The sequence below is a fragment of the Photobacterium pectinilyticum genome, from assembly GCF_024357955.1.
Lineage (GTDB): Bacteria > Pseudomonadota > Gammaproteobacteria > Enterobacterales > Vibrionaceae > Photobacterium > Photobacterium pectinilyticum.
This window is the reverse complement of the sequence record NZ_JANEYT010000028.1, coordinates 38,785-64,663: the sequence shown is the minus strand read 5'-3', so window position 1 is coordinate 64,663 and position 25,879 is coordinate 38,785. Positions and strand designations below refer to the sequence as shown.

Below are 25,879 nucleotides of genomic sequence, written 5' to 3'. Positions count from 1 at the left end.
AACAGATGCGAGCAGATATCAAGCACTTTATATTGCCAGATAAAAGAAAGCACCGAACGTATCCTCGTTCAGTGCTCTATATTCCTAGCCGATATCCATTGAGATATAAGCGCTAGTGCTTAACCGAATGGCATTACACCATAGGCGGGCGTTGATTTGGCTGAAAACCAGCACGTAACTAAGCCATTAATCTACATGTGAAAGGCCCGGATTTTCTTTTCCAGCTCAGAGGCATGATCCTGCATGGCATCCGATGTTTCCGACAGCTCAGTGACCACCACGACCGATGCCTCTACCAGCTCACGGACATTGGTCAGATTCTGGTTCATCTCATCGGCCACGGCGCTCTGCTGCTCGGCAGCCGAGGCAATCTGGAAGTTCATGTCATTGATCAGGCTGACCTGCTCAACGATCTTATCCAGCTCTCCACCGGCACTGGTCACCAGATCAACCCCCTCGGCGGCTTCAACAACACTTTGCTCCATCAAGCCAACAGCCTGCTGGGCACTGGATTGCAGCTGGGAAATCATCTCCTGGATCTCAACGGTTGCCGTCTGAGTGCGCAGGGCAAGATTGCGGACTTCATCTGCGACCACGGCAAATCCCCGCCCGGCGTCGCCAGCACGGGCAGCTTCGATAGCCGCATTGAGCGCCAGCAAGTTGGTTTGCTCAGAAATGCTCTGGATAGTGACAATCACACTGCCGATCTGCTCTACCCGCTCTTCCACTTGGTTAACAGCATTGGCTGATTGGCTGATGTCCTGTGACAGCTGGTTAATTGTGCCAATGGTCTGTGATACGAACTGCTGGCCTTGTACAGCTTGACCTGACGTCCCTTCAGTCGCACTTGATGCCTCGCGGGCATGTTCGGCAACGGTTTGCACGGTCGAGGTCATTTCACTCATTGCCGACGCCAACTGGTCGATTTCATTGAACTCTTCCTGCGCCGACTCCTTGGTCTCCACCATGCTGATTGACATCACCTCGGCAAGACCGGATAACTCACCGGCAGCATCACGCTGGTTAGCGATCACTTCACACAGCTGCAGACGGGTTTTCTCAAGCTCTCTGGCCAGATCACCATATTCATCACGGCATTCCATGACAATAGGTTGGGTCAGATCGCGGGCAGCCAGTCGTTTGATGCTTTCGGCTAAATATTGGGTCTGACGTAGCATGACATGAGAGCCACAGAGTAAGATCACAACAAAAGCAACGATCATCAATGCGGTTTGCCATGCCACCTGCACCAAATAGTGCTGATAATAAGCATCCGCCTCTGAGGCTGCCTGTGAAGCGACAACCACCCAATTAAGACGCGGTAATTCAACCGCATATTCAAACCGGGACTGATCGGAAAAGTTCAATCTGGCCTGTCCTGACAGTTGCTGTAAGGCACGATTAAGACTTCCCTGGCTATCAACATTGCCCAGCAGTTCAGACAATGCCTTCGCGTCTGGGTGGCCGATGACTTTATTGCTTCCCCGATCCACCAGGTAAACATAAGCCTCGCGGTTCATCGCCGCCGCTTGGGCGGCAACCAAGCTTTCCACCAAAGTAACATCCTGCTTGATATCCGATGGTAAAGCCTGTATCACGGCCGCCGTTGCCAGCGCTTGCTCTTGCGCCCTGTCCTGTTGAATTTCCACTACCGACTGATAGAAGGTACTGGCATCCCAAAGCTGTTTGCCCACCAGCAAAATGGTACTGAATACCATCAGCAATAACAGCTTGGGAACCAAGCGAATATTTGTCAGTCCTTTTTCCCATGGCTTTAAAACCATTTTGGTCATGTGGTATCTCCATATATTCTTATTACGTCCCAGAGCAAGAGTTACTTCGTCATCCTAATGACCTATAGTCATGCATGGGAAAGCGGGGAATCTGTGCCTAGAAATCTACTTATTTTTAGTAACAAAACAATATACCTCATTCTAACTATCGGCAACGCAGTAAAAAAATTTAATGATGAAAAAGATCGACTCCGTCAAATATGAACTCAATCCGATGAGCCTGATGTCACTGGCGTTGTCGTTTGTATCACTGACTATTGTGACCACCATGATTTTCCTGCCCAAACAGAGTAACAGCTACATACTACTGCTTGGCATCGACACGTTTATCTGTCTGGTATTTTGGTGTCAGCTACTGGCTGACTTTTTCCGCAGCCAAGACAAATCACACTACCTCAAAACCCACTGGCTCGATTTTGTCGCTAGCGTTCCGATAATCGAGCAAATCCGTTTTGCCCGTTTGCTACAAATCTTCCGAGTGATCCGTTTGATCCGCTCTAGCCACCAAGTCCTCAACCAAATCCGCAGCAACCGCCGAGAAGCGACTGTCGCCAGTATTTTTTTACTATTGACCGTACTGATATCGGTCGGCTCAGCCCTGATGCTGATCCTGGAAGGCAATGTGCCGGAGTCCAATATCAAGGACGCCAGTGATGCCCTATGGTGGGTTTTCGTGACGATTTCCACTGTAGGCTATGGCGACCACTATCCGGTAACCGAGATTGGTAAAATACTGGCGGCTGTCATTATTATCTGTGGCGTCGGCTTATTCGGAATGGTGGCAGGCTTGATCAGCTCTATTATTTCGGATCCGGAGCAGAAGAAAGAGAAGGACGATGCCCGGCACGAGCAAGAGTGGCAAGCCATGCTGGACAACCAACAACGCCTGATTGAGCGTCTGGAGGCGATAGAAAAAAAGTTGGATCAGAAGTAGCCCATAAAAAAACACCCGGCCTCATGGCCGGGTGTTGGTGAGTTCTCGTAGGGACGCTTACGGCCAGTATGGCACCAGTTCGATGCCCATTTGGCGAGTCTGGTCCATCGCATGGATCAGTGATTCTTCCTTGCGCTGTAGCCATTTCTCTATCTGGCTACGCTCCTCTTCATCATCCTGCTGGTCCAATAATTGTCGAATAGGCTCGAGGTGGCGCAGATCATCAATGCCCTGCAGCAAGTCCAACCAAGGCATCCGAAAGACCAAGCGCTTATCGTCTTCATATAAAGACGCAAAGCTAAGGCCGCTCATTAGGTTGCGAACCAAGCGCGGTTGCTGGTCAAGATAATCAACTCGGTTTAGCTGCCGCTCAGCCGGAAAGACATCCAACAGCTCCTGCCACGAGCGAGCCAACATATTGTCGGCAAAACATTTGATCGGTTCGGCCAGGCGTGCCCGGGACTTATCATCGAGGAACGGCTGCCAGCCTCGGCTAAGGAGCCAGCGGCTCAAGTCAAGTAGCAGGCCGCAATAACGGGCCGAGCTCAGCAACAGCAACATTTCGTTGTCATCAGGCAGATCTGCCTGCACCTCTTCAAGCTGCTTAACCAATTGCTTACGCGCATTCAGCTTTTTCAGGGCATGGCCTTTTTCCGCCAGCAAATAATCCAAACCGGCAGCTTCACCCAGCCAGTCCAGTTCACCTTCCAACCATTGCAGCTCCTGGCGTAGCAGGGCACTGGCTCGGCGTGGGATCATGCCACCGAAAGTTACCAAGGTCTGACGAAGTAAGCCCAGTGCCTGCTGGATTTGTACCAGCGCAGCGGGCTCTTGGCACTCGGCAAAAATTTGCTCATGGTAATGCCAGTGGCCGAGCGCATGCTCGAGCGTTTTGACAAATACCGCTTCTACCGATTCGCTACCATCGAGTTTGACCGGAGCCAACGGAGCGACTTCATCCCCCTGATAACCCGCCGCTAAGCGGTAGCCTCGTGCGGCTTTGCTCAGGTTACCCAATCGCATGCCACCATCGACACACAGTTCACGAGCCAAGGTAAACAAGGCATCGGTTTGGCCGGACTTGAGCTCGAGTTCGACTTCGCATATTGGCGAAGTTTGGCCATTCGCACTGACTTCGCCCTGATCAAAGGCTAGCTCTACCTGACTACCATCCGGCATCGCGACAAGCCATTGCTGGCGAGTGAAGTCTGTAGAGAAAAGCGGGGCCAGTTGTTGCTGGGTGCTATCGACATCAAAACCTTCCGGCCAGGCATCAGCGGGATGCAGGGCAAGATCAGGATCAGTGCAGTTGGTTTCGGCATTGTATTCCGGACGCTGGTGCAACCCGGCGACCACGCGGCCCGCGGTCTTCAATGTTTGGACAAATACATCATCAAAACGACGGATCCGAAGACCGATATCGTGCTGGCGAAGAATTTGGTCTGGGGTGTCGAAGTAGACATTGCCTAACTCACGACGACTTTGCTGCAGAACTTTCGCTTCAGCGATTTTTTTGAGTAACTGACTCGAAAATTCTGGTGAGACGAAAAACTTCAGTTCTATCTCAGTTTCCATAGTTCTACCTATAAACAGTGGCAAAGCAAGGATATTGGCAATTGCACTCCGGGGCAAGCATGAAATATCAACAAAACCTTGATCGAAATTAGTTCCCCTATACTTACTTATGCGTTACCATGCGCGCCTTAATGACCATCGCTCAAGAATTAGCCACTTAAGGCACTTTCTAGGTTATTCGGCTATGCCAGTAAATACTATTATGGGACTATTTGCTAAGTCCCCAATCAAACCATTGCAACGTCACGTTACTCGTGTAAATGATTGTTGTGAACTACTTGTCCCTTTCTTCGAAGCCTGTAAGGCGGGTGATTGGGAGCAAGCGGCTGTCCTGCGCGAGCAAATTTCCCAGCTTGAAAAAGATGCGGACGTGCTCAAGCGTGAGATCCGTTTGAAACTTCCTCGTGGTCTGTTCATGCCAGTCGATCGTACTGACATGTTAGGACTGCTGACCCAACAAGATAAGCTTGCCAATCTGTCGAAAGACATTGCAGGTCGCGTCTTGGGTCGCCAGCTTCAGATTCCTTCCGAAATGTATCCTGACTTTATTGCCTACGTTCAACGTTGTCTTGACGCCGCCAATCAGGCGAACCGAGTGATCAACGAACTGGACGAACTTCTTGAAACAGGCTTTAAAGGCAGGGAAGTGACGCTTGTGGCAGAGATGATCAATCAGCTAGATGTTATCGAAGACGATACTGACAGCATGCAGATCAAGCTTCGCCAACAGCTCATGTCCATCGAAGACCAATACAGTCCGGTGGATATCATGTTCCTTTACAAGATTCTCGAGTGGGTTGGTGCTATTGCTGATCAGGCACAGCGTGTCGGCTCGCGTCTTGAAATCATGCTATCGCGTTCATAAGCGAAAGAATGTAACAAAAACAAGGTTTTACAATGGAAATCCTGGCTAACTACGGCACCATTCTTATTTTGGTGGCGGCTTTTTTTGGTCTATTGATGGCTATTGGTATTGGTGCAAACGATGTTGCTAATGCCATGGGTACCTCGGTTGGTTCAAAAGCACTAACCGTTAAACAAGCAATCATCATTGCGATGATCTTCGAGTTTGCGGGTGCTTACCTGGCAGGTGGTGAAGTAACTGATACCATCCGTAAAGGGGTTATTGAAACCTCTCTTTATGCTGCCAATCCTGAAGTATTGGTGTACGGCATGATGTCGGCCCTGTTGGCTGCGGGTACTTGGCTACTGGTTGCATCCTATATGGGTTGGCCGGTGTCTACTACTCACTCCATTATTGGTGCCATCATCGGTTTTGCCTGTGTTTCAGCGGGTACAGAAGCTGTTGACTGGAGCGCGGTACAGGGCATCGTCGGTAGCTGGCTTATCACTCCGTTGATCTCGGGGCTGTTTGCTTATGCTATTTTCATGAGTGCTCAGCGCCTGATTTTCGATACCGATAACCCAGTTGTAAATGCAAAGCGGTTTGTGCCTGTCTACATGTTCATGACCACGATTGTCATCGCTCTTGTGACAATCAAAAAGGGTCTGAAACATGTCGGTCTTCACCTTTCTAGCGGTGAAGCATGGGTTGCCTCTATTGCAGTGTCACTCATTGTAATGGTGTTTGGTTACATTTATATTAATCGTAAGTACACAGATGACGGTTCGTCAGTAGATAGTAACGGTTACGCCGGTGTTGAGCGTATTTTCAGCCTGCTGATGGTGGTTACAGCTTGTGCGATGGCCTTTGCCCACGGCTCTAACGACGTAGCCAATGCTATCGGTCCTCTTTCTGCCGTTGTCTCTACTGTTCAGAACATGGGTGAAATCACGGCCAAGAGCCAAATTGCTTGGTGGATCTTGCCACTGGGTGGTATTGGTATCGTTGTCGGCCTGGCAACCATGGGCCACAAGGTGATGGCGACCGTTGGTACCGGTATTACCGAACTGACACCAAGCCGTGGCTTTGCTGCACAGCTAGCAACCGCATCAACCGTTGTGCTTGCTTCTGGTACAGGTCTTCCTATTTCAACCACGCAGACCCTGGTCGGTGGTGTCATTGGGGTTGCCTTTGCCCGCGGTATCGCAGCATTGAACCTGGGTGTGGTACGTAATATCGTTGCCTCTTGGGTTGTTACTCTGCCTGCTGGCGCCCTGCTTGCAGTCATTTTCTTCTACGTAATGCAAGCGGTGTTTGGTTAAACACCGTCAAAGCGGGCTCAAGATCAAAAGAGGGAGGCGATGCCTCCCTCTTTTCTTGCACCCAGCCCACAAAATTCTTAGACTTTGCCTCTTAGAGAAAAACAGGCTCTCCCCCAAGGAATCAAATTGTGAAGCAGCTAATCAGCTTACTATTATTCGCTTGTGCAATAGCGACCATGCCTGCACAGGCCCAAACTCGGTATATCTCCGACAATCTATTCACCTATATGCACAATGGACCAAGTACCCAATACCGTATTATGGGCAGTGTGAACGCCGGTACCAAAGTAGACCTACTGGAAACCAATCGCGAGACGGGATTTAGTAAAGTCCGTGATAACCGCGGTCGTACCGGCTGGGTTAACTCTGATTTTGTTTCACCGCAAGTTGGCCTGAAAGTGCGTTTTCCTGCCTTAGAGAAAGAGCTCACAGAGGTCAAAGCACAACTTGAAGAAGCCCTTGAGTCAGGCGATGAGAAAACGGCTGGCCTGCAAAGCTCTCTCAAGCTTCGTAACGAACAAATTTCTGATTTAGAAACCCAGAACAGCCAGCTCAACGAGCAGCTGATGACATCGCAAGCAGAGATCCGCGAGCTACGTGCCCGTCTGGATACACAAAAAGACGACTTGCTGATGCGCTGGTTCACCTATGGCGGTATGGTTGCCGGTGGTGGTTTGCTATTCGGTCTGGTTCTACCTCACCTTATCCCACGTCGCCGCAAGCGCAACAACGGTTGGGCATAATCTGGCTACAAGCCCAGGTTCAAAAAAAGGCAGCTTAGCTGCCTTTTTTATTGCCTAATATTCTATGGTAACCATCCCGCTAGCTTTATGGTTACCACTCCGACAGCGCCGGCATCGATATCAAGTAAGATTCAAAATCGAACACCACCTCACGCGGGTCAATACGTCGTAATATCACTCCGGGCGCGATCTCATCGCCTTCATAGGCTTCGCTGCCGTTGACCTTCACCCAGCGGCTATTGGGTACAGAAGAGTAGATATGGGTCTGAAAATTTAAAGCAGGGATACGATCTTGAACCGATGCCGGCAACGCACCAATGGATACCGCTGCCATCGGCTCCTGTGGCTTAGGCATTGATGGCAAGCGTTCTTCCTGCAGCAGTTGAGGCAAGGTTCCCCCGTCGCCGGTGGCAGCGATGGCAGACCGCAGCTGGCTGGCTAGCTCGGGGGACAGCTCGGAATAATCGAGCGCTTCAAGATCCCAGCTATCATTCACTGACCGCTCAACCTCCCTACCTACAGGTATAGGCTCACTGTCCCAACCACTTGGCTCATTGGCAGCCTGCTCTACAGGCAATGAAGATGACGGCATTTGATTATAGCGGGCTCGTTGGGGCCCTCTTGTGTTACTCGGCAACGGCTCAGTGTAGAGCTGAGGGTAGCCGAGCAGTTCAATTTCTTGCGGATAGATCTGAGTTATCGATACGGCTTCAGCCACTGGCAGCAATACTGTTTCTGGTACTGAAGCCGGTATAGCAGCTGGCTGGGCAGCCTTTGGCATCGAGGCTGTGGCCGCGACAACCTGTCGCACTGGCGCTGGTTTCACATCCGTCTGCTCAGATGACAAAGAGAGGTACCCCAGAATGCCAATCACCGGCAGGGCAAATCCCAACCCCGGTAGCAACCATGGATTTGTTTGCTTGGGAGCAGTACCTGTACGGTAAGCAGGCCGTGACGAAACCGTTGCCGAGGCGCGCTGGGCATCTGACTGAGCCAGAGCAGAGAGTAACTTCGACATTAACTTTTCTCCGGTTGCAGGGTGGGCCCCGGCAAATTCAGTGCAGAATCAATCACCATCAAGGTATGAGGCCCGGCAATGCCATCCACAGATAAATCTTGCGCCCGCTGGAAACGGCGTAGTTTGTTGAGCAATGCCTGCTCAAAGGTATCCTGATTCTCCGGCATAACCCCTAATAACTGGCTCAGCTGGTGATCGAGCCACTGTACCCGGGGGCCTTGCTGACCGTAACGTATCGCGGTGTTCTCTCCCAGTGGCGGACGCCACAGCAATGTATACTGGCCATCCCAGCGCTGTGATAGCCATTGTGCACTCACCGCGAAGCGCTGCCCAGCCAGCAACAATTCAACCTTATCTTTTCCGATGGCATAAATAGTGGCAAAGAACGCCTCACCACTAGGCTCATTGAGCGCTACGATAGCTGGGCGGTTGATCAGGGCCAACTGTTCCAATGAGCCATTGCCGTTAAAGCAGCTAAGCTGGACACGGCTCCCCGATTCACAATTGGCCTGGTTGAGCTGGGTACTGTAGCCCCATAGGCTGTAGAGGGTTTGCATCGCGAGACGCTCGGATCCCGCTTGTTTGACAACCGCCAGCCACTGCGCCTGGGGAGACAATTGCTGCGGCAAGGAAGGTGCCGACTGTACCTGCGCTGGAGCCAGCACAGGTTTGGCTGGCTGGGGCGCCGCGGCAGAGGCAGCCGTCTTGGTCTCTTCCGCCGTCACTACTTGCCCACTTGCTGCGGTTTCTACCGTCAAGGCTGAGCTCGTGGGCAAGGACAGCAACCCCATCCCATACCCCACACCAACCGCGGTGATGATCCCGGCGGCCACGGCCACCAGCAAGGGCTTGCGTGAAGCCGAAGGAGCATCAAGTTGGCCCGGCGCGGTATATTGCGGTAGCTGCCAGCTCAACACATCATTGCAAGCTTGCTCGACCAGCTCTTTATTCAACAAATGGGTCGATTGTTGGTGGGCCAGCTGCATCGACTTGTCACACACCAGGTTGATCAGTCTTGGGATCCCGCTTGTCGCCTTGGCAATCTGCTTGGTTTGGGCCGGAGGGAACACCTCATGCAGGCAGTCCACCGCCTGCAAGCGGTAATGGATATATTCCCGTACTTCCTCTTCGGTCAGTGGCAATAGGTGATAGCGGGAGGTGATACGCTGGGCCAACTGACGTAGCCTATCCTGCTGCAATAACTGTTGCAGCTCTGGCTGACCGACCAGCACCACCTTGAGAAGTTTGACACTGTCGGTTTCAAGGTTAGTCAAAAGACGCAGCTGCTCCAACACTTCCGGTAGCAGATGCTGGGCTTCGTCGATGAGTAGCAGAGTCTGACGACCTTCTCGGTGATTGGCCAACAAGTGCTGGTATATCCCATCGGTCAGGACTTTGATCGTCGCTTCATCGTTATATTCAATGCCGAGTTCATCGCAGATACTGGCGAGCAATTCTCTGGTCGATAGCGACGGGTTCATAATGATCGCCACCTGAGTTTCCTGAGGCAGACGCGATACCAGAGCCCGCAGAACGGTTGTCTTCCCCGTACCAACCTCGCCGGTCAATAAACCGAAGCCGCCCCCTCCACTGAGGCTGGACAACATATGGGTCAGTGCTTCGCGGTGGCGCTCACTCAGGTAGAGAAAGCGTGCGCTGGGCACAATTGAAAATGGTGACTCGGTGATCCCAAAAAAGTCCTTGTACATGCCATTTGATCTCTTATTGTTGGCCTGGAAGGGGAAGCCCCCTACGTTACCTGTCCCTTTACTGAATGTATAGCCCTTCAGCTCAAGCCTGACAAGCGTTTAGCCTTTAAACCTCGGCCAGCCGCAAGCCATTCGTGAGAGCCTTTAAGGTTTGGTATACTCAATGGATAACAGTCTGCAGTCAGAGCGAAAAAGGATAAAACAGTGCAAACGTATTTAGTTGGCGGGGCTGTTCGTGACGCCCTGCTTGAACTGCCAGTGAAAGACAAAGACTGGGTTGTTGTGGGTACCACCCCTGAGCAGATGCTGGAGCGAGGTTACAGCCAAGTTGGCAGCGACTTCCCGGTCTTCCTGCACCCGAAAACCAAGCAAGAGTACGCCCTCGCCCGCACCGAGCGTAAGTCCGGCCAAGGCTACACCGGCTTTACCTGCTATTCAGCACCGGATGTCACTCTGGAGCAGGACTTAATGCGCCGTGATTTGACCATTAATGCCATTGCCCAAGCGCAAGACGGTTCTCTGATTGACCCCTATCAAGGCCAGCAAGATCTCGCATTACGCCAGCTTCGCCATGTCTCGCCCGCCTTTGCCGAAGATCCATTAAGGGTTCTGCGTGTTGCTCGCTTTGCCGCCCGCTTTGCTCACCTAGGCTTTAACGTCGCCCCCGAAACCATGGCGCTGATGCAAGACATGGTTGTCACCGGCGAACTGTCCGCTCTAACCCCAGAACGAGTTTGGATCGAGTGGGAAAAGTCACTGCAGTCGGACAACCCTGAGGTTTTCCTCAAGATCCTGCGCCAATGCGGTGCTCTTGCGGTGATCATGCCTGAAATCAATGCCTTGTTCGGTGTTCCCCAGCCAGAAAAATGGCACCCGGAAATCGACTGCGGTATCCATACCCTGCTGGTCGCCGAGCAAGCTGCAGGCCTCAGCACTTCCAAGGTGATTCGCTTTGCCGCCCAGGTCCATGATCTAGGAAAAGCCCTGACCCCGAAAGAAGATCTACCAAGCCACAGAATGCACTGCCAAACCGGACTCGGTGCGATACGTAAGCTATGCCAACGTCTACGGGTACCCAATGAGTACCGTGACATCGCATTGATGGTCTGTGCCCAGCATACCAAGTTACATTTTGCGGCCGAACTACGCCCAGCCACCTTCATCAACATCTTTGATCAAATCGATGCCTGGCGTAAGCCTGAGCGGGTGGCCCAACTGGCGACCTGCTGCCGCGCAGATGTCCGTGGACGAACCGGTTTTGAAAATGATCCCTACCCACAGGCCAATATCTTCGAGGGCGCTTTTGCCGCAGCCCAATCTGTCGATGTAAAGCCCATCGTCGAGGCCGGCTTCAAAGGGAAGGAGATCAAAGAGCAACTCGCCTTGAGACGCGCGGATGCGGTGACAGCGGTGCTGGCCACATTACGCCAGCAGATGAATTAGACCCCAGCAAGCGACAAAATAAAGAAACAAAAAGCCCGGCAGACAAATGGCCGGGCTTTCTGTATCAATTGCTTGTCTCAAAATTACTGAGTGACCAGAAACGCAATCAGACCAGCACCAAGCAACAGGCGGTACACCACAAACGGAAACATTCCCAAACGAGTGACTAGCTTAAGGAAAGCATGGATACACGCGTATGCACTGACAAAAGAAACCGCAATACCAATCATCAAGGCATCAACCTGAATCGGCGCACCACTCACCACCAACTTCATACTGAGGTAACCGCCGGCCAGCAGAATAATAGGGATCGACATCAGGAACGAGAAACGCGCTGCCGCTTCACGGGTGAAGCCCAGGTAAAGCGCCGCCGTCATAGTCGCACCAGAGCGAGACGTCCCAGGGATCATCGCTGCTGCCTGCGCCAAACCGATAAACAGCGAGCGCTTCCAGTCAGCCTGGTATTCATCGTCTTTTTGCGAGGCACGCACATCCACCCACCACAACAGCAAGCCAAAGATGATGGTCGTACAGGCGATCACCCACGCCGAGCGCAAATAGATCTCGATGATATCTTTCATGAACAGGCCAAAGATACAGGCAGGGATCGTGGCTAACACAATCATCCATGCTAGCTTGGACTCGGCGCTATGTTGCTTTTTGAAAATAGATTCAATCCAGGCCGACAGCAGAGAAATCACTTCCTTACGGAAGTACCAGATCACCGCGGCTAAGGTACCGACATGAACAGCGACATCAAACGCCAACCCCTGATCATCCCAACCTAAAATGGCTGAAGGCAAGATCAAGTGAGCAGAGCTCGAAATCGGCAAAAACTCAGTCAAACCCTGAATAAGGGCCAGCACAAAGGCTTCAAAATAACTCATAACTATCCCTAAACAACAAAATGATGCTCAACAGGCCAAAGGGCCTGTTCAAAATGAGAAGCGTGCCAAAGCTCGGTGACCGTACGGCCATCACCAGGGATCACCTGATGTGGGCACAGCTCCATCAAGGGCTGCAGCACGAAGGCAAACTTATAAATATCGCTACGTGGGAGAACCGGGTAAGCGTCCTGTACGGTGTCCCCGTATAGGAGGATGTCCAAATCCAAGGTACGACTTTGGTTTTTGACCGCATTGGGTGAGCGGCCGTGTTGCAACTCTAGCTGCTTCAGCGCGTGCAGGAGTATATCCAATGACAAAGACGTTTCGATGACAGCGACACAATTAAAAAAATTCGGCCCACTAAACCCCACCGGCTCAGCTTCATAAATGGTCGACACCTTCATCCCCGAGCCAAGCAGGCTCAGGCCAGCCAAACCGGCCTGGAGATAGCGTTCGCGATCAATGTTTGAGCCAAGGCTGATATAAACCGTGGTCACTTGCTTCCTCGCTCAATCACAACCCCCACACCGCGGGCATTAGCCACCGCTCCGGGCTTGGTGACACGTACCTTGATCCATGGCACAGAGAACTGGGTCATGATCAGGTTAGCGATTTCCTCCGCCACCCGCTCAACCAGCAAAAAACGGCCATTTTGAATATGCCCTGTCACGGCATCGCTTACCGCCGCATAGTCAAGGGCATAGGCGACATCATCACTTTGTGCGGCAGGACGATTGTCGTGTGCCATTTCCAAATCAAGCACCAATTTCTGCTTAATTTCCTGTTCCCAGTCATACACACCAATGGTGGCGATGACTTCTAGATGTTCGATAAATACTGAATCCATGTTCAATCGCTAATTTTGTTAGAGGTCGGATACCTAATTTGAGCAAAAACGCGTATTATCAGGTCGTAATCGTCAATATACTATGATCTTGATTTATATGATCATCGTGTTGCCTATCGGCATTGGCTGAGCACTATACCATATGCCGGCCCATGCAGCATGGCTGACGATCGATAAATCGGCGACTTGAGGCCACTAGCTACAGGACCTTGCATGACACCACTTGTACTCATGATCATTATCGGCGCTTATCTACTGGGCTCTATATCCAGTGCCGTATTGATCTGCCGCCTGTATGGCCTACCTGATCCGCGTGAAAACGGCTCTGGTAATCCCGGGGCGACCAATGTCTTGCGTCTTGGCGGACGCGGAGCAGCCGCTAGCGTGCTGGTGTGCGATATCCTCAAGGGGATGCTGCCGGTATGGATCAGCTACTTTATCGGGGTCAATCCATTCATGCTGGGGATCATCGGGATCGCCGCGTGTCTCGGTCATATCTATCCGATCTTCTTTCATTTTAGGGGGGGGAAAGGGGTGGCCACCGCTCTAGGCTCACTGGCTCCCATCGGCTGGGATTTAAGCGGCTTGCTGATCAGTACGTGGGTGCTGACCGTGTTGATGACCGGTTATTCTTCGCTGGGTTCCATGGTCACGGCCCTTGCCGCACCGCTCTTTACCTGGTGGATCAAACCCGAATACACCATGCCAGTGGCCATGCTGTCATGCCTTATCGTCTTACGTCACCACGACAACGTCCGTCGCCTGCTGGAAGGTGAGGAAAGCAAGATTTGGAATAAATTCCAGCGCAAAAACAAAACAACCCCGCCACAAGACTGAGTCACAGCTTGCCGCAGAGTTGCTTCTCTCGTCGATTTATCTTGTAAGCCGCTTATTCGCCTTGAATCGGCTTAAGCTGGTCAATAGGCCAACGTGGGAAAGCTTTCACCCCCAAGTCCATCGTCTCTTGGTTTTTCAGGCGCTGCATACCGGCAAAGGCGATCATCGCCCCGTTATCTGTACAGAATTCGGTACGCGGGTAGAAAACCTCACCCCCCATCTTCGTCATCATGGCTTCCAGCTGCTCACGCAAGTGCTTGTTGGCACTCACACCACCGGCAATCACCAAGCGCTTGAATCCCGTCTGCTTGAGGGCTCGCTTACATTTAATCGCCAAGGTATCAACTACGGCTTCCTGGAATGCGTAGGCAATATCAGCACGGGTCTGATCATCATCGTCATTGGCGCGAATGGTATTTGCTGCAAATGTCTTCAGGCCAGAAAAACTAAAGTCCAGCCCCGGACGGTCGGTCATCGGACGCGGGAACTTGAAGCGACCAGCCGTGCCTTTATCTGCCAACCGCGACAACAAAGGGCCGCCAGGGTAGTCCAGCCCCATCAGCTTGGCGGTTTTATCAAACGCTTCGCCGGCGGCATCATCGATCGACTCACCCAAAATTTGGTACTCGCCAATGCCTTTGACTTCGACCATCATGGTATGGCCACCCGACACCAGCAGTGCCACAAACGGGAACTGGGGCGGGTTATCTTCCAGCATAGGGGCCAGCAGGTGGCCTTCCATATGGTGTACAGCAACAGCGGGTAAGTCCCAAGCATATGCCAAACTGCGGCCAATCGTTGCCCCGACAAGCAATGCGCCGACTAGGCCAGGGCCAGCGGTGTAAGCCACACCGTCCAAATCTGCTGGCGTCAAGCCAGCATTGTTAAGCGCTTCCTTGATGAGCGGAATCGTCTTCTTGACATGGTCACGGGAAGCCAGCTCAGGAACAACACCACCGTAGTCGGCGTGCAGTTTTACCTGGCTGTAAAGCTCGTGTGCCAATAGGCCTTTTTCATCATCGAAAATAGCCACACCTGTTTCGTCACAGGAGGTTTCGATGCCCAGTATACGCATAACAACCTCTATACTTATGGTAATTGAGGGCCATACTACCGCCCTTGACAGAAATTAACCAGTTCAGGGTTGCAGAATGCTTTACAAATGCCCCCAGATCAGATTAGAATTTCGCACCATTTTTAATCAGCTGATACTTTAATGAACATCAGCATTAACCGAATCACTCTGAGGTGAGTATTACATGCCAGTAATCAAAGTACGTGAAAACGAACCGTTTGACGTAGCACTACGTCGTTTCAAGCGCTCTTGCGAAAAAGCAGGTATCCTTTCTGAAGTACGTCGTCGTGAGCACTTCGAAAAGCCTACTACTGTACGTAAGCGTGCGAAAGCAGCGGCAGTTAAGCGTCACCTGAAGAAATTGGCTCGCGAAAACGCGCGTCGCGTTCGTCTGTACTAATCTGTCTGATTAACAGAAGGAACGTGTTATGACTCTGATTGAACGTCTAAAAGACGAACAAAAAACAGCGATGAAAGCCAAAGACAAACCACGTCTTGGTACGATTCGCTTGGTAATGGCTGCCATTAAACAGCGTGAAGTTGACGAGAAGATCACTCTTACCGATGACGACGTGCTGGCAGTATTGACCAAAATGGTAAAACAGCGCCGTGATTCTGTTGCTCAATACGAAGCAGCCAATCGCCAAGATCTTGCTGATGTTGAGCTTGCTGAAATCACAGTACTGGAAGAGTTCATGCCACAGCCACTGACCGACGACGAAGTCGCCGCTCTGTTGGATGAGGCAATTGCTACAACCGGTGCTGCCAGCATGCAAGACATGGGCAAACTGATGGGCGTGTTGAAGCCACAAGTTCAGGGTCGTGCCGATATGGGTAAAGTTAGCCAGTTGGTGAAAGCCAAGCTAGGTTAATCCCTACCCTATTTCTGCAACAAGCCGTGCTATCCGGTTCCGGACTGCGCGGCTTGTTCGTATTCAGCACCCCGTCAATTATATTTCAACGCAGCCAAATCAAAGTGCTATCATCAGCGATAACACTTTGATTTGGCACCCCACACGCAGCAGGTAACACCACGCTATGGCAGGAAAAATCCCACGTACATTTATCGATGATCTCATATCGCGACATGACATCGTGGATATTGTGGATGCCAGAGTTAAGCTAAAAAAACAGGGCAAGAACTTTGGTGCCTGCTGCCCGTTCCACAACGAAAAGACCCCCTCATTCTCTGTCAGCCAAGAAAAGCAGTTCTACCACTGTTTTGGTTGCGGTGCCCACGGCAATGTCCTCGACTTTGTCATGGAGTTCGATCGTCTGGAGTTTGTCGAGGCGATAGATGAGCTTGCCTCACAACTGGGTCTTGAAGTGCCGCGCGAACAAGGCAGTGGTGGCGGCCAATCTGGCGTCCGTAGCAAAGAAAAACTTGGCTTGTACGACATAATGGGGCAGATCTCCCAGTTCTACCAAAGCCAACTGCGTACCCAGGAAGGTCTGCTAGCAATCGACTACCTCAAAGAGCGCGGGCTATCCGGTGAAGTCGTCAAAAAGTTTGGTATCGGCTTTGTACCGGATCAGTGGGATCAAGTCCGTAACCGTTTTGGTCGCGATATGGAAGCCCAGCAGGCGCTAGTCAGTGCCGGCATGCTGATCGAAAACGACAACGGCCGCCGCTATGACCGATTCCGAGGCCGGGTCATGTTCCCAATCCACGATCGCCGTGGCCGAGTGATCGGCTTTGGTGGGCGGGTACTGGGAGACGGTACACCGAAATACCTCAACTCACCGGAAACCCCGATTTTCCACAAGGGCCGCGAGCTCTATGGCCTATACGAAGTCCTGCAAGCCCACCGCGAACCGGAAAAGCTGCTGGTAGTCGAAGGCTATATGGATGTTGTTGCCCTGGCCCAGTTCGGCGTTGACTATGCCGTTGCCTCACTGGGTACCTCGACCACCGGCGATCATATCCAGATGATGTTCCGCCAGACAGGTACCGTAGTGTGTTGCTACGATGGCGACCGAGCCGGCCGTGATGCCGCGTGGCGTGCTATGGAGCAAGCCCTGCCCTACCTCAACGACGGCCGCCAGCTCAAGTTTATGTTCTTGCCCGATGGCGAAGATCCCGATACCTATATCCGCCAATACGGCCAAGAAGGGTTCGAGCAGCAAGTCAACCAGTCGATGAACCTGTCGGACTTCCTGTTCTCGACCCTGCTGCAGCAAGTCGATACCAGCAGTAACGAAGGCAAGGCCAAGCTCAGTACGTTGGCTGTTCCGCTGATCGACAAAGTACCGGGCGGTACCCTGCGGCTCTATTTACGTGAGATGCTAGGCAGAAAACTGGGATTACCCGACGAAAGCCAGCTGCAGCAGCTAATCTCTAAACAGGGGGCCGACGCACCAAAGAAAGTTGGCCAGCCTGAAATTAAGCGCACCCCGATGCGGGAAGTGATCGCGTTGCTCATCCAGAACCCAGAATTTGTCAATAGCCTAGAATTTGATATGGCAGCATTTGAAGGAATTGATGTCGCTGGACTAAATTTATTATTAACAATAGTTGAAAAGTGTCGGGCGAACCCCAATGTTAGAACTGGACAACTTCTAGAGAGTTGGCGCGGAAGCAAAAGCGAAGGGATGCTGGCTCGTCTGGCGGCCTGGCAGCTACCTCTTGTCAAGGAAGAGGACAACACTCTAGATGTTTTTCTTGACGCAATGGACAAAGTCATTGACCAGTGCGTTAAACAACAAATCGAAAAGTTGCAGGCTAAATCGAGAACCGTCGGCTTATCAGTCGAAGAGAAGCGGGAATTGCAGTTGCTGATACTCAACCGTCCCGGCTAGTAAGTAGTCATCAATTAAGAAATTTGTTATAATTATCGGTTTGCATATCTGCATACTACTATTCTCAATCAGACCCTAAGTTGGATATCGTCTATGGAGCAAAATCCGCAGTCACAGCTAAAGTTACTTGTTGCTAAAGGCAAGGAACAAGGCTATCTGACCTACGCCGAAGTAAATGATCACCTACCAGAAGACATCGTTGATTCTGATCAGGTGGAAGACATCATTCAGATGATTAATGACATGGGTATTAAGGTGGTTGAAACAGCCCCTGATGCCGATGATCTGATGATGACAGAAGACAATGCGGACGAAGACGCGATTGAAGCCGCGGCCCAGGCCCTATCAAGTGTAGAAAGCGAAATTGGCCGCACTACTGACCCAGTACGTATGTACATGCGTGAAATGGGTACAGTCGAACTCCTTACCCGCGAAGGCGAGATTGATATCGCGAAGCGCATTGAAGATGGTATTAACCAGGTTCAGTGTTCTGTTGCCGAATACCCTAGCGCCATCGCATACCTACTTGAGCAGTTTGACAAGGTAGAAGCCGAGGAGCTCCGCCTAACAGATATCATTTCTGGTTTTGTTGACCCGAATGAAGAAGCAACCGCAGCCCCAACTGCCACGCACATCGGCTCTGAGTTAAGTGACGCAGATCTTGAAGATGAAGACAAAGATCTGGAAGAAGACGAAGACGAGGATGACGAAGAAGAAGATACTGGTATTGATCCAGAACTTGCGCGTGAAAAGTTCAACGAGCTGCGAATCGCTTATGACAATATGGCGCTGGCGATTGATACCCACGGCCGTCAAGATCCAAAAACAGCCGTAGCCGTCGAGGTTCTTTCTGATATCTTCAAACAATTCCGCCTGATCCCTAAGCAGTTTGATAAGCTGATCAGCTCACTGCGTGAGTCGATGGATAAGGTACGCACCAACGAGCGCCTGATCATGCGCATGTGTGTCGACAACAGCAAGATGCCAAAGAAAACCTTTGTCAGCTTTTTTGCCGGCAACGAATCTTCTTCTGAGTGGATTGACGAAGCGCTTAACTCTGGCAAGCCTTACGCTGAACGCCTGAAGAACTACGAAGAAGATCTTCGTCGTGCGACGACCAAACTGCGTATTCTTGAACAAGATACAGGCTTGTCCATTGAGCGTATCAAAGACATCAGCCGCCGCATGTCAATCGGTGAAGCAAAAGCTCGCCGTGCGAAGAAAGAAATGGTTGAGGCTAACCTGCGTCTAGTTATTTCGATTGCCAAGAAGTACACCAACCGTGGCCTTCAATTCTTGGATCTTATCCAGGAAGGTAACATCGGCCTGATGAAAGCGGTCGACAAGTTCGAATACCGCCGTGGTTACAAGTTCTCGACTTACGCGACATGGTGGATCCGTCAGGCTATCACCCGTTCGATTGCTGACCAGGCACGTACTATCCGTATCCCGGTTCACATGATTGAGACTATCAACAAACTGAACCGTATCTCTCGCCAGATGCTACAGGAAATGGGCCGTGAACCATTGCCGGAAGAACTGGCTGAGCGTATGCAGATGCCGGAAGACAAGATCCGTAAAGTCCTGAAGATTGCCAAAGAGCCAATCTCGATGGAAACCCCTATCGGTGATGATGAAGATTCGCACCTAGGTGATTTCATTGAAGATACCACGCTTCAGTTACCGATGGATGCAGCAACGGCAACTAACCTGCGTATGGCAACCAACGATGTGTTGGCTGGCCTAACACCACGTGAAGCCAAGGTACTGCGTATGCGTTTTGGTATCGATATGAACACTGACCACACCCTTGAGGAAGTGGGCAAGCAGTTCGACGTTACCCGTGAGCGTATCCGTCAGATCGAAGCCAAGGCATTGCGTAAGCTACGCCACCCAAGCCGCTCAGATGTTCTGCGCAGCTTCCTGGATGAATAACCACACATCCTGACACGATTGATAAAAACGGGCCATCGGGCCCGTTTTTTTATCCCCTTAGTTTCAGCCATCAATGACTTGGCTCCAGCTGCCGACAATATCAAGAAAACACAGTTAACTGCCTAAAAAGCAAGCAAAATAAACACTTTATTCGCTAGACAAGGCCACAACCTTCCCATATAATTTCACCCAATCGGCCCCTTAGCTCAGTGGTTAGAGCAGGCGACTCATAATCGCTTGGTCCCCAGTTCAAGTCTGGGAGGGGCCACCAAATACAGAAAGGCCTGAGCGGTTAATAACCACTCAGGCCTTTTGCATTTCTGAACGCTGTGTAGCATATTTGTTCAGACGCTCTTCCTTCGCACTCTTTCAAGACACATTTTCACTCGCACTTTCTGCCAGACCTAATTGCCCCATAAAATGTTGTGATTTAATAAGCAATAAAACACACATGGATACCTTGCATGGCAAAGCGGGCCCCAAACTTTTTCACCTTCCTTGGTGGTATAGCGTGATCGCCTCTCTGGGCGGTCTAAAGCAGATTGCCCCTTATGTTGCTGCACTCTGCTGATCCCGGCTCCTTTGCCTTTCTGCGGGACTGGCAACTACAGGAAAAGTTTAAAGACACATCTCATCGCCGAGATATCAACAAACTCAAGACTTCAAGCAGCTTACAGAAAAAAGGCATTGGACAAACATCAATTGCCCAATACCTTAATTGAGTATTAGCGAGACAAATCGTAACGTTCTTTGTAGTCACTTACGTTGTTACAAGGAGATGGGAAGTCCTCGATATCAGTGCCATTTTGATAAAACGCCCAACCAAGTTTACCCAGCTTTAGCTTTCCATCTTCAGCATTTTTTTCATCCCATTCACAAATGAACTCTTCGATGATGCTTTGTGTATCATTGAACTCCAGTGCTGGTTGTTGACCTAGCTCAGCTGCAGTTTTATCACTATCACCTAACACGTAATAGCTTGGAAGACCGACCATGAAGCGTGATGCATCCAGAACGACTTGTACATATTCTTCAATGGTATCTGCACCCGCAACTTCAATCACGTGACGCAGCTCTTCAGCCCAATAATACTCAAGGAATGGGATCGACTCTGCGCTACCTTTATGCCAACCGATATCACGGGTGTGATAGACAAGAGCGCGATAATCATCATTGATTAGACCATCTGGGTTATCTTCACTAACTTGCCCTAGATCTTTTGGCAAGTCTTTAGGATCGATCGGATGACCGTTTTCGAACAGATATACGTTTTTGGTTTCTTGCATCTTGTTCCAAAATGCTTGCATATCAGTACGATTGTTATCTGCATCATATGCAAAGTTTTCTTCTACTCGCACCAACACTCTTGTGTCGCTACCACCATCATCCATACCATAAAAGCGACTGAACGTATGGTGCCCATCGGTTAGATACAAAGCACCATCGGGTCCGACAATAACAGGGTTAACCCAAGTCATAATGCGCTCAACGCCATTTTGGTCTTCTGATATTTCACCATCAGACTCTCGAGGCTCTTTACATTCGAAGCTGTCAGGATCATTGAAATCACTGTTTTCATCAAAAAACTCAACCGAATCACGAAGACCGTAGGTCTCACAAAACTCTTCGAAAAGCTTCTCTTCCTCAAACTGCCAGCGACCTAGCTTATAGTCATTTTGGAATTGACCTAACGTTTTTTGTGTTGGCATAAGATCACCAACAGTAACCCAGTGCACTTCACCAGGCGCAAAGCTAAGGTGCTCTTCCTTTCCTTTTTCGCCAAGGCTAATATCATTATTATTACTACTGCTATTACATCCAGCCAAAAGACCCGCAACAACCAATGCTACCACTGCTTTTTTCATCTTAATTCCATGTTACTAAAGGTATAAATTGCTCACAGATGGTAGTTTATTTTTGTTAAGCTTATCTTACAGAATTATTGTAAGTAGACCGTCATTACAGCCATTATGGAAGTTCATACCGTATTTTGAGTTTATCCCCCCAAAACACTTATTCACAAAACTCCGAGGTTATGATCTTCAAGCCACTCACATAAAGCGGACTCTTGTCGTTCTACAATATCAAGCAAATCATCAATTAGCTGAGATAGAGATTATGATACTTGTAGTTCAGTGAACAACTCACTGAATTGGCGTTAAGTAAGTTTTAAAAACAACGATCGATAAAGTTAATAGTCATACTTCTGAGTAATGAACTATTGGTTATCAAACAATACTTATTTATAATGTAAACCAAGCCAAACAGGCGCACAATGTTGTCACTAGTAAAATATATGAATATAACTAATCAACAATATCTATACACCATAGGTTTAAGATATAAACATTGCTCAAACCCTAGTGCTGTCTATGATAAAGATGGTAATTTTGTTTCTGTGAACAAAGCTTTCAAGAATGTTTTTGGCCTTGAAGGTAAAGAAATCATCGGGAAATCTCTTCTAAGATTAGAACATAACCTCACAGAGCACTCTGACATAATTAATGAGCAAAATAATAGTGTAGTTTATAATAGGGTGCAGTTATTTTCCTTGCATATCATAAAAACACATTCATCTTGCACAGCTTTTTACGTTTCAAAAATGCCTCTTATAAATGAAAGAGGCGATGTTATAGGTATAGATGTTAACTTGTATGAATCGGGATTAATACATACTTTCTCAGCAAGCCTAAACGACACATTTAATAAAAAATCAGCAGCTTTAAAAAATGCAACAACCGTAATAAACTCAAACAAATTGAATGATACTTTCACACCTCTTCAAGAAACATATTCTTATTTTATTCTATGTGGGTTTTCAAATGAATTCATTAGTGGGGTTTTAAACAGATCAAAAAAAACAGTTGAAAACAACATTTCACGCTTAATAGACAAGGCACAAACAGTTTATTGTGGAGGGATATTTAACAGGAGAAGCTTCCGAGAATACTTGATAAGCAATAATATTACCAACTTATCACCCGCAGGAATAATGAACTCAAGAATTCAAACAATATCAGTATCTCCATTTCTGTTTGATAATACCATTTAGCCCAATTATAAGATAGGTTAAATAAAACCATTATAGGTTGAGGTATAACTCAGGAAAAGATACGCCTATTTTAGATGAAAAAACAACCTGTTCAACTTTACATCAATATTGGTTGATTCATATCGAGTGCCCCCCCTTTTTTATGAGCGAAGTAGAAAACCTTGCATAAGCTTTGTGACAAAGTCGCATTGCAGCCACTCAACTGTATAACTTCGCTGTAAAAAATCACTCTAACTCTCCAGTGAGTGCTGATTTTTATCCTGTTAATTCTGCGATAATCACAAGAAATACAAGTAATACTATTGGACTAATATACCACCAGTAAGCTTTACTTGAGCCACCATTAAAGAAGTAGAATATGACGATAGCAATACTTGCTAAACATGAAGCTGGCACCAAATTATACGCTAACTCCCACATTTCAGAATTACCTATACCAACGCCTAGGCCCAGAACAACCGCTAAAAAAGGGGCTAGGATCAACTGCACCAAGGTTCCGAAAGCAACCCCAAAAAAAGACATAGTTGCTCTTTTATTCATAACATAAACCAACCAGTAGGAATTAACTATGTAATCTTCATTTTAAAATTTTATAAAAATCATGTCAAACGACATTGTAGGGCCGTATAGCAGAATAATCTGCCCCACCACTGCCGCCTTATGCTTCGGTGTCAAATGCGTATAGCGCAAAGTCATATTAAAATCAGCATAACCCAACAACTCGCGAACCATGTTGAGGTAGACGCCAGCCATAACCAGCTTGCTGACAAAGTGATGGCGCAACTTGAAATTACCGATAAAAGCGTCTTTCAGTACCAAGACCGTGGCTTTTTCACATCAGTCAGCGATTGGTCCGATTCTCCCTCATATATAGAAAGGGAGCCTGGATTCCCCCCAAACCCGGGATGGCGCCCCTTTTAAGGTATTTACGGTGTAGTTAATCGTCGCGGTTGCTTTACCAAGCTTGCGCTGTTCGCTGCGCCACTTTTCTATTCCCCATGCGGTGATTTGGTCGAGATCTTTTTCAAGCAAGAAATTAAACCGTGAACAAAGATGGTTAACAGTACGGCTAGTCATAGCCTTAATTTCGCCCAACCTTGCTATAACCTTAACCGACCAACTACTTTTGATTTATTTTCCCTTCCGAAATAAATCGTCAATTGATAAAAAACAAAAAAAATCTGTGAAATGTGTAGATAATCTTGGCTTCTCTTTGAGTGGGCGTTAAAAATTTGCGCGCTATCACAAGGTGATTAAACAGATTGACTGTGATAACATACGCCGCTTGTTTGACCTGCCAATTTATGTCAGGCAGACATACAAGCGTCATCCGGCTACATTATACTGATGATAGTTTGCCAATAACCCTAGGTGTTAACGGCTGCTTTAGTTCACAAGAGATGCCTTACACAAGCAATCCAACTGCTTTTGTAAGACAATATTTTGAAAAATTTGTATTGTCACAGACAACAACTGGAGTGACGTTGTATTTGTTTGACGTTCGCCACATTTTTTCGGCGTATTTCAACATCAATCGCACGTTTTTTCAGGTATAACCTGTGACTCAAATTTCCCATGGGTAAAAGTTCGTCCGGAGACCATTCTCAATGAAAAAGACCAAGATCGTATGTACGATTGGACCTAAAACAGAATCTGTAGAAATGCTTACTAAGCTAGTTGACGCTGGCATGAACGTAATGCGCCTTAACTTCTCTCACGGTAACTTCGAAGAGCATGCTGTACGCATCACTAACTTCCGTGAAGTAATGGCCAACACAGGTAAGCAACTTGCGATTCTTCTAGACACTAAAGGTCCAGAAATTCGTACTATCAAGCTTGAAGGCGGTCAAGATTTTTCTCTTGTTGCTGGTCAGGAGTTCACGTTCACAACTGACACTTCTGTAATCGGTAACCAAGACCGCGTGGCGGTAACTTACCCTGGCTTCGCTAAAGACCTGGCAAAAGGCAACACTATCCTTGTTGACGACGGCCTGATCGAAATGGAAGTACTAGAAACCACCGAAACTGAAGTTAAGTGTAAAGTACTTAACAACGGTGACCTAGGTGAAAACAAAGGTGTTAACCTACCTGGCGTTTCTGTAAACCTTCCTGCACTATCTGAAAAAGACAAAGCTGACCTAGTATTCGGTTGTGAGCAAGGCGTTGACTTCGTTGCGGCTTCTTTCATCCGTAAAGCGTCTGACGTTAAGGAAATCCGTGAGATCCTTACGGCAAACGGCGGCGAAAACATCCACATCATCTCTAAGATCGAAAACCAGGAAGGCGTTGACAACTTCGACGAAATCCTTGAGCAATCTGACGGTATCATGGTTGCTCGTGGTGACCTAGGTGTTGAGATCCCAGCTGAAGAAGTTATCTTCGCTCAGAAGATGATGATCGAGAAGTGTAACCGTGCTCGTAAGATGGTTATCACTGCGACTCAGATGCTTGATTCTATGATCAACAACCCACGTCCAACTCGCGCAGAAGCGGGTGACGTTGCGAATGCTGTAATGGATGGCACTGACGCAGTAATGCTATCTGGTGAGACAGCTAAGGGTAAATACCCTGTTGAGTCTGTTTCTATCATGGCTCAAATCTGTTCTCGCACTGATGGCGCGCTTAAAGCTGAGCTAGGTTCTCGCCTAGACAGCCCACGCCTACGCATTACTGAAGCAGTATGTAAAGGTGCGGTAGACACAGCTGAAAAACTAGCTGCTCCATTGATCGTTGTTGCCACTGAAGCTGGCAAATCTGCACGTTCAGTACGTAAGTACTTCCCAACGGCAAACATCATCGCTGTAACAACTAACACTAAGACTGCTGCACAGCTAGTTCTTACTAAAGGTGTTACTCCAGTTGTTGTTGAGTCTATCGACAACACTGACGCGTTCTACGCTCACGGTAAAGAGATTGCACTGAAAACTGGCCTAGGCGTTAAAGGTGATATCGTTGTTATGGTATCTGGTGCTCTAGTTGCTTCAGGCACAACTAACACAGCATCTGTACACGTACTATAAGTGTCATTTCGCTGATTGTTAAAACGGGGGCCTCGGCTCCCGTTTT

The 25,879-nt window shown here is 49.1% G+C and carries 24 protein-coding genes and 1 tRNA gene; 13 read left to right on the top strand and 12 right to left on the bottom strand.

The features are described 5' to 3' along the window. Positions 1-191: 191 nt before the first annotated feature. Positions 192-1,793 (bottom strand): methyl-accepting chemotaxis protein, encoded by a 1,602-nt coding sequence (locus NHN17_RS13440; RefSeq protein WP_255043078.1) that lies wholly within the window; start codon positions 1,791-1,793, stop codon positions 192-194. Positions 1,794-1,968: 175 nt separating this feature from the next. Between NHN17_RS13440 and NHN17_RS13435 the strand changes: the two genes are divergently transcribed. After that, positions 1,969-2,727 (top strand): potassium channel family protein, encoded by a 759-nt coding sequence (locus NHN17_RS13435; RefSeq protein ID WP_255043080.1) that lies wholly within the window; start codon positions 1,969-1,971, stop codon positions 2,725-2,727. Positions 2,728-2,784: 57 nt separating this feature from the next. Here NHN17_RS13435 and NHN17_RS13430 read toward each other — a convergent pair whose 3' ends face one another. Continuing rightward, positions 2,785-4,302 (bottom strand): CYTH and CHAD domain-containing protein, encoded by a 1,518-nt coding sequence (locus NHN17_RS13430; protein WP_255043077.1) that lies wholly within the window; start codon positions 4,300-4,302, stop codon positions 2,785-2,787. A gap of 184 nt (positions 4,303-4,486) precedes the next feature. Between NHN17_RS13430 and NHN17_RS13425 the strand changes: the two genes are divergently transcribed. The 3 genes from NHN17_RS13425 (at position 4,487) to NHN17_RS13415 (ending at position 7,211) form a co-directional block, all read left to right on the top strand. Further along, positions 4,487-5,167 carry a TIGR00153 family protein gene (locus NHN17_RS13425; protein ID WP_107351151.1) on the top strand — a complete coding sequence of 227 codons (681 nt, stop codon included), beginning with the start codon at positions 4,487-4,489 and terminating at the stop codon, positions 5,165-5,167. A gap of 32 nt (positions 5,168-5,199) precedes the next feature. After that, on the top strand, positions 5,200-6,468 hold the full coding sequence (locus NHN17_RS13420) for an inorganic phosphate transporter (RefSeq protein WP_255043076.1): 1,269 nt from the start codon (positions 5,200-5,202) through the stop codon (positions 6,466-6,468). 128 nt (positions 6,469-6,596) lie between these two features. Further along, positions 6,597-7,211 carry a TIGR04211 family SH3 domain-containing protein gene (locus NHN17_RS13415; RefSeq protein WP_255043075.1) on the top strand — a complete coding sequence of 205 codons (615 nt, stop codon included), beginning with the start codon at positions 6,597-6,599 and terminating at the stop codon, positions 7,209-7,211. 91 nt (positions 7,212-7,302) lie between these two features. On the opposite strand, the gene NHN17_RS13410 is transcribed toward NHN17_RS13415, so the two are convergent. Next, on the bottom strand, positions 7,303-8,229 hold the full coding sequence (locus NHN17_RS13410) for a general secretion pathway protein GspB (RefSeq protein ID WP_255043074.1): 927 nt from the start codon (positions 8,227-8,229) through the stop codon (positions 7,303-7,305). Beyond that, positions 8,229-9,938, bottom strand: a complete 1,710-nt coding sequence (locus NHN17_RS13405) for an ExeA family protein (protein WP_255043073.1) — start codon at positions 9,936-9,938, stop codon at positions 8,229-8,231. The genes NHN17_RS13410 and NHN17_RS13405 overlap by 1 nt, the downstream gene beginning before the upstream one ends. Before the next feature lie 204 nt (positions 9,939-10,142). Between NHN17_RS13405 and NHN17_RS13400 the strand changes: the two genes are divergently transcribed. Further along, a complete protein-coding gene (locus NHN17_RS13400; protein ID WP_255043072.1) occupies positions 10,143-11,381 on the top strand; it encodes a multifunctional CCA addition/repair protein in 1,239 nt (412 codons plus the stop codon). An 83-nt stretch (positions 11,382-11,464) separates the two neighbouring features. Here NHN17_RS13400 and NHN17_RS13395 read toward each other — a convergent pair whose 3' ends face one another. Genes NHN17_RS13395 through folB form a run of 3 tightly spaced genes read right to left on the bottom strand, consistent with a single transcriptional unit; the run spans position 11,465 to position 13,115 of the window. Further along, a complete protein-coding gene (locus NHN17_RS13395; protein ID WP_255043071.1) occupies positions 11,465-12,268 on the bottom strand; it encodes an undecaprenyl-diphosphate phosphatase in 804 nt (267 codons plus the stop codon). Positions 12,269-12,276: 8 nt separating this feature from the next. After that, positions 12,277-12,765, bottom strand: a complete 489-nt coding sequence (gene folK, locus NHN17_RS13390) for a 2-amino-4-hydroxy-6-hydroxymethyldihydropteridine diphosphokinase (protein WP_255043070.1) — start codon at positions 12,763-12,765, stop codon at positions 12,277-12,279. Continuing rightward, a complete protein-coding gene (folB, locus tag NHN17_RS13385; RefSeq protein WP_255043069.1) occupies positions 12,762-13,115 on the bottom strand; it encodes a dihydroneopterin aldolase in 354 nt (117 codons plus the stop codon). The genes folK and folB overlap by 4 nt, the downstream gene beginning before the upstream one ends. Before the next feature lie 213 nt (positions 13,116-13,328). Here folB and plsY point away from each other — a divergent pair, with 213 nt between their 5' ends. Next, positions 13,329-13,952 (top strand): glycerol-3-phosphate 1-O-acyltransferase PlsY, encoded by a 624-nt coding sequence (gene plsY, locus NHN17_RS13380; RefSeq protein WP_255043068.1) that lies wholly within the window; start codon positions 13,329-13,331, stop codon positions 13,950-13,952. Positions 13,953-14,004: 52 nt separating this feature from the next. Here plsY and tsaD read toward each other — a convergent pair whose 3' ends face one another. Then, positions 14,005-15,027: a tRNA (adenosine(37)-N6)-threonylcarbamoyltransferase complex transferase subunit TsaD gene (gene tsaD / locus NHN17_RS13375; RefSeq protein WP_255043067.1), complete on the bottom strand. Its 1,023-nt coding sequence runs from the start codon at positions 15,025-15,027 to the stop codon at positions 14,005-14,007. A gap of 184 nt (positions 15,028-15,211) precedes the next feature. On the opposite strand from tsaD, the gene rpsU reads away from it, so the two are divergent. The 5 genes from rpsU to NHN17_RS13350 all read left to right on the top strand — a co-directional run bounded on the left by rpsU (position 15,212) and on the right by NHN17_RS13350 (position 20,032). Then, positions 15,212-15,427, top strand: a complete 216-nt coding sequence (gene rpsU, locus NHN17_RS13370) for a 30S ribosomal protein S21 (protein ID WP_005301411.1) — start codon at positions 15,212-15,214, stop codon at positions 15,425-15,427. A 28-nt stretch (positions 15,428-15,455) separates the two neighbouring features. Next, positions 15,456-15,899, top strand: coding sequence for a GatB/YqeY domain-containing protein (locus NHN17_RS13365; protein ID WP_255043064.1), 444 nt, complete (start codon positions 15,456-15,458; stop codon positions 15,897-15,899). A gap of 166 nt (positions 15,900-16,065) precedes the next feature. Beyond that, positions 16,066-17,826, top strand: a complete 1,761-nt coding sequence (dnaG, locus tag NHN17_RS13360) for a DNA primase (protein ID WP_255043063.1) — start codon at positions 16,066-16,068, stop codon at positions 17,824-17,826. A 93-nt stretch (positions 17,827-17,919) separates the two neighbouring features. After that, positions 17,920-19,761: an RNA polymerase sigma factor RpoD gene (gene rpoD, locus NHN17_RS13355; protein ID WP_255043061.1), complete on the top strand. Its 1,842-nt coding sequence runs from the start codon at positions 17,920-17,922 to the stop codon at positions 19,759-19,761. A 195-nt stretch (positions 19,762-19,956) separates the two neighbouring features. Next, positions 19,957-20,032 (top strand) — tRNA-Ile (locus tag NHN17_RS13350). Between the two features lie 454 nt (positions 20,033-20,486). Here the strand turns inward: NHN17_RS13350 and NHN17_RS13345 are convergent. Then, positions 20,487-21,626 (bottom strand): ParB/Srx family N-terminal domain-containing protein, encoded by a 1,140-nt coding sequence (locus NHN17_RS13345; protein WP_255043060.1) that lies wholly within the window; start codon positions 21,624-21,626, stop codon positions 20,487-20,489. Positions 21,627-22,036: 410 nt separating this feature from the next. Between NHN17_RS13345 and NHN17_RS13340 the strand changes: the two genes are divergently transcribed. Beyond that, positions 22,037-22,813, top strand: coding sequence for a PAS domain-containing protein (locus NHN17_RS13340; RefSeq protein ID WP_255043059.1), 777 nt, complete (start codon positions 22,037-22,039; stop codon positions 22,811-22,813). A 255-nt stretch (positions 22,814-23,068) separates the two neighbouring features. On the opposite strand, the gene NHN17_RS13335 is transcribed toward NHN17_RS13340, so the two are convergent. From NHN17_RS13335 to NHN17_RS13325, 3 genes are all read right to left on the bottom strand, one after another. After that, positions 23,069-23,353, bottom strand: a complete 285-nt coding sequence (locus tag NHN17_RS13335; RefSeq protein WP_255043058.1) for a hypothetical protein — start codon at positions 23,351-23,353, stop codon at positions 23,069-23,071. A 42-nt stretch (positions 23,354-23,395) separates the two neighbouring features. Beyond that, on the bottom strand, positions 23,396-23,596 hold the full coding sequence (locus NHN17_RS13330; RefSeq protein ID WP_255043079.1) for a tyrosine-type recombinase/integrase: 201 nt from the start codon (positions 23,594-23,596) through the stop codon (positions 23,396-23,398). Between the two features lie 81 nt (positions 23,597-23,677). Further along, a complete protein-coding gene (locus NHN17_RS13325) occupies positions 23,678-23,890 on the bottom strand; it encodes a hypothetical protein (RefSeq protein WP_255043057.1) in 213 nt (70 codons plus the stop codon). A 530-nt stretch (positions 23,891-24,420) separates the two neighbouring features. On the opposite strand from NHN17_RS13325, the gene pykF reads away from it, so the two are divergent. Further along, a complete protein-coding gene (pykF, locus tag NHN17_RS13320) occupies positions 24,421-25,833 on the top strand; it encodes a pyruvate kinase PykF (RefSeq protein ID WP_255043056.1) in 1,413 nt (470 codons plus the stop codon). The last annotated feature ends 46 nt before the right edge of the window (positions 25,834-25,879 follow it).

Excerpts from the sequence above, each read along its gene's own strand:
- tsaD (WP_255043067.1), bottom strand. The coding sequence starts at position 15,027 with ATGCGTATACTGGGCATCGAAACCTCCTGTGACGAAACAGGTGTGGCT.
- NHN17_RS13340 (WP_255043059.1), top strand. The coding sequence starts at position 22,037 with ATGTTGTCACTAGTAAAATATATGAATATAACTAATCAACAATATCTA.
- NHN17_RS13345 (WP_255043060.1), bottom strand. The coding sequence starts at position 21,626 with ATGAAAAAAGCAGTGGTAGCATTGGTTGTTGCGGGTCTTTTGGCTGGA.
- NHN17_RS13410 (WP_255043074.1), bottom strand. The coding sequence starts at position 8,229 with ATGTCGAAGTTACTCTCTGCTCTGGCTCAGTCAGATGCCCAGCGCGCC.
- pykF (WP_255043056.1), top strand. The coding sequence starts at position 24,421 with ATGAAAAAGACCAAGATCGTATGTACGATTGGACCTAAAACAGAATCT.
- NHN17_RS13435 (WP_255043080.1), top strand. The coding sequence starts at position 1,969 with ATGAAAAAGATCGACTCCGTCAAATATGAACTCAATCCGATGAGCCTG.
- dnaG (WP_255043063.1), top strand. The coding sequence starts at position 16,066 with ATGGCAGGAAAAATCCCACGTACATTTATCGATGATCTCATATCGCGA.
- NHN17_RS13425 (WP_107351151.1), top strand. The coding sequence starts at position 4,487 with ATGCCAGTAAATACTATTATGGGACTATTTGCTAAGTCCCCAATCAAA.
- folB (WP_255043069.1), bottom strand. The coding sequence starts at position 13,115 with ATGGATTCAGTATTTATCGAACATCTAGAAGTCATCGCCACCATTGGT.
- NHN17_RS13325 (WP_255043057.1), bottom strand. The coding sequence starts at position 23,890 with ATGACTAGCCGTACTGTTAACCATCTTTGTTCACGGTTTAATTTCTTG.
- rpoD (WP_255043061.1), top strand. The coding sequence starts at position 17,920 with ATGGAGCAAAATCCGCAGTCACAGCTAAAGTTACTTGTTGCTAAAGGC.
- NHN17_RS13440 (WP_255043078.1), bottom strand. The coding sequence starts at position 1,793 with ATGACCAAAATGGTTTTAAAGCCATGGGAAAAAGGACTGACAAATATT.
- NHN17_RS13420 (WP_255043076.1), top strand. The coding sequence starts at position 5,200 with ATGGAAATCCTGGCTAACTACGGCACCATTCTTATTTTGGTGGCGGCT.
- NHN17_RS13365 (WP_255043064.1), top strand. The coding sequence starts at position 15,456 with ATGACTCTGATTGAACGTCTAAAAGACGAACAAAAAACAGCGATGAAA.
- NHN17_RS13335 (WP_255043058.1), bottom strand. The coding sequence starts at position 23,353 with ATGAATAAAAGAGCAACTATGTCTTTTTTTGGGGTTGCTTTCGGAACC.
- rpsU (WP_005301411.1), top strand. The coding sequence starts at position 15,212 with ATGCCAGTAATCAAAGTACGTGAAAACGAACCGTTTGACGTAGCACTA.
- NHN17_RS13430 (WP_255043077.1), bottom strand. The coding sequence starts at position 4,302 with ATGGAAACTGAGATAGAACTGAAGTTTTTCGTCTCACCAGAATTTTCG.
- NHN17_RS13405 (WP_255043073.1), bottom strand. The coding sequence starts at position 9,938 with ATGTACAAGGACTTTTTTGGGATCACCGAGTCACCATTTTCAATTGTG.
- plsY (WP_255043068.1), top strand. The coding sequence starts at position 13,329 with ATGACACCACTTGTACTCATGATCATTATCGGCGCTTATCTACTGGGC.
- NHN17_RS13395 (WP_255043071.1), bottom strand. The coding sequence starts at position 12,268 with ATGAGTTATTTTGAAGCCTTTGTGCTGGCCCTTATTCAGGGTTTGACT.